This window comes from Streptomyces sp. NPDC048290 (assembly GCF_040652095.1).
GTDB lineage: Bacteria > Actinomycetota > Actinomycetes > Streptomycetales > Streptomycetaceae > Streptomyces.
The window spans coordinates 1-8,988 of record NZ_JBEZLM010000057.1 but is presented as its reverse complement, the minus strand read 5'-3'; the positions used below and the strand labels follow the sequence as shown (position 1 = coordinate 8,988).

Annotated in this window: 8 protein-coding genes; 2 read left to right on the top strand and 6 right to left on the bottom strand. The window is 69.3% G+C overall.

Annotated features, from left to right (window positions below):
* Positions 1–393: 393 nt before the first annotated feature.
* On the bottom strand, positions 394–657 hold the full coding sequence (locus tag AB0D49_RS41690) for a helix-turn-helix transcriptional regulator (RefSeq protein ID WP_362769492.1): 264 nt from the start codon (positions 655–657) through the stop codon (positions 394–396).
* Between the two features lie 436 nt (positions 658–1,093).
* Between AB0D49_RS41690 and AB0D49_RS41685 the strand changes: the two genes are divergently transcribed.
* Positions 1,094–1,885, top strand: coding sequence for a hypothetical protein (locus AB0D49_RS41685; protein ID WP_362769489.1), 792 nt, complete (start codon positions 1,094–1,096; stop codon positions 1,883–1,885).
* Positions 1,886–2,088: 203 nt separating this feature from the next.
* Entirely contained in the window at positions 2,089–2,718 is a 630-nt protein-coding gene (locus tag AB0D49_RS41680; protein WP_362769487.1) for a hypothetical protein, read from the top strand.
* A 38-nt stretch (positions 2,719–2,756) separates the two neighbouring features.
* On the opposite strand, the gene AB0D49_RS41675 is transcribed toward AB0D49_RS41680, so the two are convergent.
* From AB0D49_RS41675 to AB0D49_RS41655, 5 genes are all read right to left on the bottom strand, one after another.
* On the bottom strand, positions 2,757–3,476 hold the full coding sequence (locus AB0D49_RS41675) for a helix-turn-helix domain containing protein (protein ID WP_362769484.1): 720 nt from the start codon (positions 3,474–3,476) through the stop codon (positions 2,757–2,759).
* Positions 3,476–5,572: a hypothetical protein gene (locus tag AB0D49_RS41670; RefSeq protein ID WP_362769481.1), complete on the bottom strand. Its 2,097-nt coding sequence runs from the start codon at positions 5,570–5,572 to the stop codon at positions 3,476–3,478. The genes AB0D49_RS41675 and AB0D49_RS41670 overlap by 1 nt, the downstream gene beginning before the upstream one ends.
* A 25-nt stretch (positions 5,573–5,597) precedes the next feature.
* Positions 5,598–6,197, bottom strand: a complete 600-nt coding sequence (locus AB0D49_RS41665; protein WP_362769479.1) for a helix-turn-helix domain-containing protein — start codon at positions 6,195–6,197, stop codon at positions 5,598–5,600.
* Positions 6,198–6,366: 169 nt separating this feature from the next.
* Entirely contained in the window at positions 6,367–7,983 is a 1,617-nt protein-coding gene (locus AB0D49_RS41660) for a transcriptional regulator (RefSeq protein ID WP_362769477.1), read from the bottom strand.
* An 823-nt stretch (positions 7,984–8,806) separates the two neighbouring features.
* The coding region (locus AB0D49_RS41655) for an integrase core domain-containing protein (protein WP_362769474.1) at positions 8,807–8,988 on the bottom strand (182 nt) is incomplete at its 5' end.

Here is an 8,988-nt window from a genome sequence, read left to right as displayed (position 1 = left end):
TCGGTATCGAGGGCCGCGCAGGTGGCCACCAGCGCAGGGTTGCTCAGGCCGGTGAGGAGTTCGCGCAGATCCGGGTCGATGGACATGAGGACGGCGGCCGCTTTGGCCAGCGCGCAGCAGGCGGCTGGGGCTGGTGCCGGCGACGCGCAGAGGGCGGGGGCGTCGGGTGTTGCGGGGGCTGCCGTCCCAGTGTCGGCTGGCGGGGGTGGGCGTGGAGCACATGGCCCTGACCGTGCCAGGCGGCACACGGCGCTACGCAACATCGTGAGGCCCGTGTCCCCTGATCAGCCCAAGGCAATCGAACGGGTGATCTCACTAGCGGCATTGCGTTCGATGCCCGCTCGCCGGATCGGGTGATCTGCCCGATACCCCGGCGGCGGGAGTGCCGAAGCGTCAGGTGCCGTGTGTGCCGGGTGGGGTGTGGTCGTCGCAGAGGGCGCCGAGGAGGCGTTCGATGGGCACGTCGAAGGCATGGGCAAGGGCGCGCCAGGTGGTGACGGTGCCGGTGGTGCGGCCGTGCTCGAGGTCGATGAGGGTGCGCCGGGCCAGACCGCTGCGGCCGGCGAGTTCGTCGAAGGTCCAGCCGCGCTCGCCCCGCAGGCGCGCGAGGTTGACACGCAGCGCGGTGAGGTCGGGGTCGGGCGGCAAGATCGTCACTCCACCATCCGACGGTGCAGAGACCTGCCCTGTCAGTGCAGACCTCTGCACTATCTATCCGGGGGCGAGAGCGACCGATCAAGGTGCAGGGCTCTGCACTACCGTGCGCCTCCCCGGCGCTCTGCCGCCGGGCACCGACCACCTCGGGCACGGACACGCGGGAGGACGACCAGCCCATGAGGCTCGCCGGCACGCACGCAGCAGTGCGACGCATCTGGACAGTGGAACTGCGTCCGCGACCGGGCGGCCCCGCACTCGTCTGCCCCACCTGCACCGCTCACACGTCGTCGCTCCCGGGATCCTCCGCGCGCTCGGCCGTCCTGGCGCATCTTGCCTGTCACGCCCGCGCCGACGCGCTGCCCGCCCATCTGCGCAGCTGTCAGTGCAGGCCCGGGGCTGTCGGTGGCATCCGCGTCATCGCGGCTGCGCAGGGCCGGTGCTGCTCGCCCTCACCCGCGATCGCAGCGGCCGCACCTGGCGGCTGGCCGACGCCTGTGCGGCCTGCGCCGCAGCGACCAGCAACACAGCCGTCGTACCCGACACTCTCTCCGGCTCCAGCCGGCCATCCGCCTCCGCCTGCCCTTCCGTACCCTCGCACCGGTTCCAGGCCGGCCTGCAGGAACGGGTGCGGGTGCGGGAGATGCTCACCTACCTCGGCACCGCGCTGCCCCGGTTCACCTCCCCCGCGGCCCGACTGCTGGCCCTGCAGTGCGCGCTGCGAACGGACGTCCGCGGTCAGGTCCGGCTGCCGACGGGCCTGCTGCGGGGCATGCGACTGCACGGGAACCGCGAGTTGTGGCTGGAGCTGGCCCATGCCGACTGGCTTGCGCTGCCGGACTTCCGTGCGCTGCCCGCAGAGGTGCGGCTGCTCGATGCCGCGGTACTGGACCAGGCACCCGGCCGTCGCGCCCATTGCCGCACCGCCGGCTGGGCACTGCGGCCCACGCCGTTGATCCTGCCGGCCGCAGCGCCCGCCTTGCGGCTGACTGCCCTCGCGCTGGCCGCACACACCAGTGCCCGCGCCGAACATGGCACCGACATGGACATCCTCACCCGCCTGTGCGGGCACTCCGCTCAGCAGACCAGCGAGCTCCTCGACCGGCTGGTAACCACACGCACCCTCCAGGCATGGCGGCACAACCGGGAGACCGACGAGGTGGTCTGGCAACTGCCCCAGCCACAGGCCCAGTCACGTATCGCCGCACTGCCTATCGAACACCAGGCATGAGAATTGTGAGACTGTCTCACGAGTAAGAAGACACCACCTGGCACGAACAACCAGCACTTCTTGTCCGTACCATCTGTACACCGAGGCATCTCGCGGCACTAGCAGCACTTCCTGCCAGGCCGCCAAGACCTCGCACAAGAGGGCCTTCACTCCCATGTGGTGCAGCCCCGCAGGACGTTCAACCGCCGAGGAAGGCCAGCCCCATGCTCGAGACAGCCACTTCCGCCACCGAACTGACAGCCCACTACGTCGCCCAGGTGACCGGCGACCTCGAACGCAATGTGAAAGAGCAGGAACGTATCACCGCGGAGATCGCCTCCCTGCAAGAGCAGCTTGCCGCAGTGCAGCACGACCACACGGTGCTGGTGAACGTGCAGCAGGCACTCGGGATCACCCAGGCGCCGGCCCAGCCCGAAGCAGAGGCCGAGAGCGCCGTGGTCCCCTCGCCCCGGCAGAAGTCCGGCGCCGCACGCGGCGGGAAGCAGGCCCGGAAGTCCGCCGCCGCCCCGAAGAAGGCAGCGGCCAGGAAGCCCGTTGCCAAGCCGGCGGATGCCGCGAAGGCGGCTCAGCCCACTCTGGTCGAGCTCATCCGCCGCCACCTCTTGGAGCTGAAGGAACCTCGCTCGGCTGCGGAGATCTCTGCCGCGCTCGGCCAGGCACACCCCGAGCGCCAGTTCGCGGACAAGGTCGTGCGGGTCACGCTCGATGGGCTCGTGCCCAAGAGCCAGGCGGAGCGCACCAAGCAAGGAAGGTCCGTCTTCTACACCGCTCCCGCCTCCAAGCCGACGGATGCGCCTGGGGACGAGGCACAGCCCGCAGAGGCTGGCAGCTGACCGCGCGGTGTGAGAGACGCGGTTGCCCCAGGGCGCTGTCAGCGGGGGCGCCAGGTGCGGACCTCGAGGTGGATGATGTGGGCGTCCGGGCGGATGCGCCCGGTTTCCACGAGCCATTGGTGTACGGCGGTGGTGACGTCGCCGCCTGCGGCATCCACGCGACGGGCGAAGTCGGCGGCGTCGAATCCGCCGGTCTGCGCGGAACCGTAGGAGCGCTCCTCGGTGTGGTCGGCGCGCTGGATGACCTCGCGGCGGATGCCGGGTGAGTCGACACGACTCCCGGAAGGGTGCACGTAGCCGGTCTTGGCGAGGCGGACGGTGAAGGCCAGGCGCAGTCCCAGGCGGGCGGCTTCGGCGATCAGGGGACGCAGGCGGGCGGAGCCGGAGGCGATGGCCTGGGCGCCGACGCGGCCGGTGCCTGATCCGGTCGGGGTGATCAGGACGGCCTTGCTGCGTACCCGGGCGCGGGCGCCGGAGGCGGTGGTGCGCCGCTGGGTGTGGCGGGCGGCGATGGCGGCGAGTTCAGGCAGCTCGGTGATGCCTGCGGTCTCGACGGCGGCCAGGACCTGCCGGAGCGCGGGGACGAAGGCGGCCCCCTTGTTCTTGGTGTAGAACTGCGAGACCAGGGACGGGTCGCGGGCGATGATGCGGGCGATGTCGCGTTTGGTGTAGCCAGCCTGTCGGAGCTGGTCGGCGAGCTGCGCCGCCTCGTTCAACTCCCCCTGACGGTCTGTCTGGTTGCGGCGGCGGGGCGGCATCAGGCCTCCTGCTCAGCGGTGAGGGCCGCACGACCGGCGTCCCGCAGGGTCAGGAGCTCTTCCTCGGTGGTGGGGGCGGTGACGGAGCCGGTGAGGCGGCCGCGCAGGAGGTAGTCGCCGGGCTGGTGGTGGTAGGGCCAGTCGTGGGGCTGGGTGAGGTAGAGGGCGTCGGTGCGGAAGGCGACCACGGTGCCGGGCGGGCTGTGCAGGGCGCCGGCGTAGGTGTCGTCGTCGCGGTGGCGCTGCGTGAGGAGGGCGGCGCGGGCGCCGGACCAGATCGCGGCGGCCCACTCGGGGTGGGCGTTGGGGTCGCGGGCGAAACCGGTGGGCTTCTGCCAGGTGATCAACTCGTCGTCGAAGCCGATGATCTCGGCATCCGGCGGCACGTCACGCTCGGCGCTGCGCGGGGTGGTGCCGGTGACCATGCGGGGGCGCTGGGCGAAGGCACCGATGCCGTACAGGAGGATGGAGCGCACTGCGCGGGAGGCGAGGTGGGCGGCGCGGGCCTGCTGGGCGTCGCCCTGGAAGTGCGCCTGGGCGGAGAGGTTAGCCCAGGTCTCCTTGAGTTTCTTGGCCCAGTCGTCCAGGGGTTTGCCGTCGTCCCACAGGACGCCGTCGAGGATCTCGACCTTCCACGGCATCAGGGGGTTGGTCAGGGCGGTGTGGATTTCGGGTCCGCCGGCCCAGGTGGTGAAGGTGGTGCCGGGTTCGGCCGGGTAGTGCCAGGCACGGTCTCCTGGGGCGGGGGCCGGGAGGAGGCCGATGTGGTCCCAGGTGTCGGGGACTGTCACGCGGATGTGCCAGTGCCCGCACCCGTACAGCGCGCGCATCTGCTCTTTCTGCGACCAGGCGGCGAACGTGCCGGCGCTGACGCGTCGGGGGGTGCCGACCGGGGATTTCCAGGTGTGCTTGGCGTAGGCGAAGGTGCGGTCGTACTCGACGAGTTGCGGAAGTCGGTCGGGCAGGCGGGGCGGGGTGATGAGTTCGTTGCGGCCCTGTCCGGCGGTGGCGTGCAGCAGGCCGCGCAGTTCTTCGGACAGCACGGGGAAGCCGTCGGAGTACTGGCCGCGCTGCGGGATGGTGCGTGTCCACAGGTCGCGGCCGGTCTGCGAGGGTGAGCCCATGACGACGGCGTCGCTCCAGTGGCGGCGCAGGGCCTGCCACAGCAGCACGAACGCGTCGCGGACGGTTGCCGGGTCATCGCCGTCGACGTCGAACCACTCCCCCACCGAGCGGATTTCGACGTGCTGCTCGCCGGTCTCGCGCTGGTAGCGGCCGACGGGGTTGCGGGCGTGGACGAAGTGTCCGGCCATCCGGTCGCGGCCGCGACCGGTGTCGGTGCGCCAGCCCGGTGTGGGGGCGTTGAGCCAGGCGGCGACGGCGTCGCGCAGGTAGGGGTAGCGGCCTGTGTCGCGGTGCCAGGGGTCACCTGCGGTGATGTAGATGCGTTCCACGCCCTCGGGGACGGTGTGGAAGACGGCGGTGAGGAGGTCCGCGGCCGACCGGTTCGCGAGGTCGAGGTGGTGGGTCTGGTTGCGGTGGACCAGGACGCCGGTGTCGGTGTCCAGGAAGACGGTGGAGCGGGCCTGCTGGGTGAAGTTGGGCCGGGCGGAGGCCAGCCCGGGGGTAGGCGCGAGCCAGGCATCGCCGCTGGCCCCTGCGGGGATGGAGGGCAGATCCCGTGGCGCCTGAGGCGCTGTGGGCGCCTGCGGGGCTGCGGGTTCGACGGGAGCCATTGGCGGAGCAGGTCGCGCGGCAGCAGCGGTCATCGCGGGGATGGCCGCTGCCTGCTGCGGCGGGGACGGTACGGCTTCGGGGGTGGCCTGGATGGTGGACGGCTCGGCCGCCAGCTGCAGGGCGTCGTTCACAGCGAGGCTGTCGGGTGCCAGGGCCGGGGCGAGGGCGACCACGTCGGCCACGCCCAGTCCGGCCGCCGGGGCGATCCGCTCGGCCTTCGCCTTCGGGTAGGAGGCCAGCTGGATGATCAGCTTGTCGCGGTCCGCTTCCTGCTTCGTCAGTGCGGCTCGAATCTTTTTGATCTGGTCCCGCACGGTGCGCAGGTCGGCGAGCGCGGCACGGTAGCTCTGTGCGTCCATCGGGCGTTCCTTGTCCGGGCCGAGTTCAGTCGACGGTGGCGTGAGTGGAAACGTAGGCGAGGGCTCCGCCCGAGTGGGAGGCCAGCCGCGTGCCCAGTAGTTGTTCGGCAAGCTGCCGGTCTCCGTCGGCGTGGGAGGTGAGGCGGGTGTGGGGGGTGGCCAGGTCGGTGACGTAGCCGGCCAGGCAGGCATCGGGAAAGGCATGGCGACCCTTGGGGTTCTTCTCCCACCGCTGAAGGCCGGTCAGGACGGCCACCACGTAGCCGGACAAAGTGACCGGCAGCACTCCCCCAGCCGCGACACTCGCCGGGTCGCACCGCCACCAGCCGCGCAGCGCCTTGAGCAGGTCCTCCGACGGGAGGTCGGCGGCGAAGCCGAGCCAGGAGCGTTGCGGTTCCTGCGTCCGCCGGGCCACATCCACCCGCAGGACGGCGATTTCGCGGACCGGCAGTCGATCGAGCGGCGCCTGCCGCCGCGTCTGCAGGGCCTGGACGACCTCGAGCGGGACCATGACGCGCACGCCGCGCCGGGACAGGCCCGGCAGCAATCCGGCAGCGATGAGGCGGCGGAACGTGGTGATCGCGCAGCCGAGCTCCTCCGCGGCCTGCCCGGTCGTCAGCAACATCCCACCCGCTCCCTACATGCAAACTCTGATATCAGATTCAGCATGGAGATTAGCGGAGTCCTAAGGAACCGTCAAAGACCGGACGACCCGACCTCGCCCATCAAGCCCAGGCCTCCTGCCTGCCGGCGGCTCCGGGTCGCCCCGACCACGACGATTGCCACCCAGTCGTCTATCGGCACGCCGGGCACAGGTTGTCGTCGTTGTACTCGTATGGAACGTCGGCCGGAGCAAGGTGGACGGCCCGGCACGAGGTGCACAGGTCTCCTCCGCAGCTGCGGCAGCCCACGTAGCGCCCGCCCGCGTACTCGTAGCGTCGCTTCTCGATATATGGGTCGTTGCACCTCTTCTGCTGTTCCGGCTGGGCCTCGGAGTACAGCACTGCGACTTGGGAGGTGTCCTTCAGTTTGATCTGAGAAAGGTCCTGGCCTTCCTGGAAGACTCGTCGCCACTCTCCTTGCAGGTGCAGTTCGTCAGCGCCGCATACCTTCACGAGGGTCAGGCCTTCGTCGTACGCCTTATAGGCCTTGGACCATAGGTTGGCGAAGGCTTGTGAGCGGATGATGTGCATCCAGTCGGGACGGCGCAGATCCCTGTTGGATGTCGGCTCCCCCATGGTGGAGATAAATTCGGAGTACAAGGCTTTCACGTACTCCAGCGTGACCGCGTCGTCCTCGTCGAGGGCGCGGGCCCGCGCGTCGCGCAGGGTGGTACGGAACTTCTCAAGCAGGTTCTCGGTGGACCCGGACGTGTAGGACTCGTGGATGACCGGTGGGTCACACAGTGCGTACTTGGAGCTCGATAAGCGCAGCAGGAGCCGCAGAGTGGACTCGGTAATCCAGACAGGTCCGGGTTCAAAGTGCGGCCCAAGAGGGCTGGGCAGGTAGGCGCCGTGTTCCCAGGCTGAGGGGGTGATGAGATGGATGCCAGCGCGACGCCGGTCATGCGGGTGAGGGTCAGTGGGCTGGAGCTGGCCGAGGGGAAGATGGGTCTTCAAAGCAGCTAGGTAGGCACCGTTAATGCTGAGCGCCGCCACTGTGTCCGTCTGGTCTGGTGCCTGTGGACGCTGCCAGTCGGGACGTGCCTCCCAGACGCGGTCAGGCGCGTGCGGGGACGGCTTGCGGAGTGTCTCGGGCAGTGCGGGGCAGCGGACGATGTCGTACCGGGCACCGATTCGACACATATCGAGCAGCCGCATAGCGTCCGGGATTGCGCGTGCGGTGAGTGCTGCGATGGCTTGGCGCTGGTCGCCGTCGTGGGCGGCTAGGGCTGCGGCGACGGTCTCCCTGACCAAGTCCTGGGGGGTGTTGGAGCGGTGTGAGGCACCGGAGCGGGGGTGCGGGATCCGGGGCTGTGGTGTCTCATCAGGCTTGGGAAGGCTGAGGGTCGGCAAGGAGGTGGCTGCCTCGGCGCACTCGGCAGCGGTGAGGTGTTGCGGATAGCCGTCCACTTGCTGGCTGGCCGGGTTTCCGCACAGCACGCAGAAGGTGTGTTGTGGCAAGAGTTCGGTGGAGGTGCCGGGCACCGGTTGATTGAGGGCGAGGGTGGGATCCTCGACGGCGCAGGTGCGGGCGTGCGTGAGGAAATAGGCGCAGGCGGCGCGGACGTGTCCTTGCGGCTCGGCGTGTCCCTCTTCCCATGCGTGGAGTATGGCGGGGCTGATGCCGATCACGCGGGCTACTGCATCAGCGGTGAGGGCGAGATTGGTACGCAGACGGCTGCGTTCGGCGGGCGGGGGCAGAGGACGGCGGGTAGCGAGGAGGTCGTCGATCGCGGAATATCTACTCATCGTCTGTTCTTTCTCGATATGGCGCGAGGCGGGGATGAGAGGAAGCGTCAAGTGCTGGAGGCGTGGGGTGCTGTCCCTCTCTCTCCGGTCCGTCAACCGGAAGCTCTTGCCGGCGCCGCTCGCCAGGCCTGGTAGGCGTTGCTGGTCCACGAGGCCGGGTCAATGTCGGGGCGAGAGGTGCTTACCGAGGAGCCACATGACGCGCGGCAGGTGGGCGCGGTCAGCCATCGGTGTACGAACCTGATGTGGACCGGCACGGATGGTGTGCCGGACACGTCTCGAACCTAGAGCGGGCTCACAGGGCGACGCGATTCTTTCGGTCATTTGTTCCTATGTGTTGCCCGGATTCAACGCGTGTAGCACGCGACGGTCCGCTGTCTGCCTGTAGTCGACGGGCCCTGGCTGGAAGTCCGGCTCGCTGCTGGTCACGGCAGGATGTTCCGCCTCGACTTGGCGTTCGAAATGTCATCAGCGCAGGTGAGAGCGCGCTTTTGACGGGCAAGGGTGGGAACTCTGATTCGCGTCCTTGCGCAGGAGAGGGGCACTGTAGAGGCAGGGTCTGACAATGCATCGGCGTGGCCGGTGCGCCGGATATGGCGCGAAGTTTCGGCTACCACCCGGTACCGCAGCCAGACGCTGCAGGTGCTGCCGGAAGGGTGCGCCAGGATGCGCCTATGAGTCTCACCTCGTCCCTCAAGGAACCGACGTCAGCGATGTCGCAGTTCCTCACCGAGCATCTGCCGGGCGTCGATGGTCTGTTATCTGACTACCGCAGGCGCCTGGTGAGCTGCCCCGAGTTTCGTAGCGGCCGGTTTGCGTGGTTTCAGGCGGCGTTCACTGCTGCCTGGGATCGGTAGTGCTGGGTCTCGAATTCCTCGGGTGGGAGGTAGCCGAGAGCGGAGTGAAGGCACTCGGTGTTGTACCAGCCGACCCATTGAACGACAGCGCGTTCGACCTGGTCAGCGTCCCGCCAGGGCCCTTGGTGCTCGATCAGCTCGGCCTTGA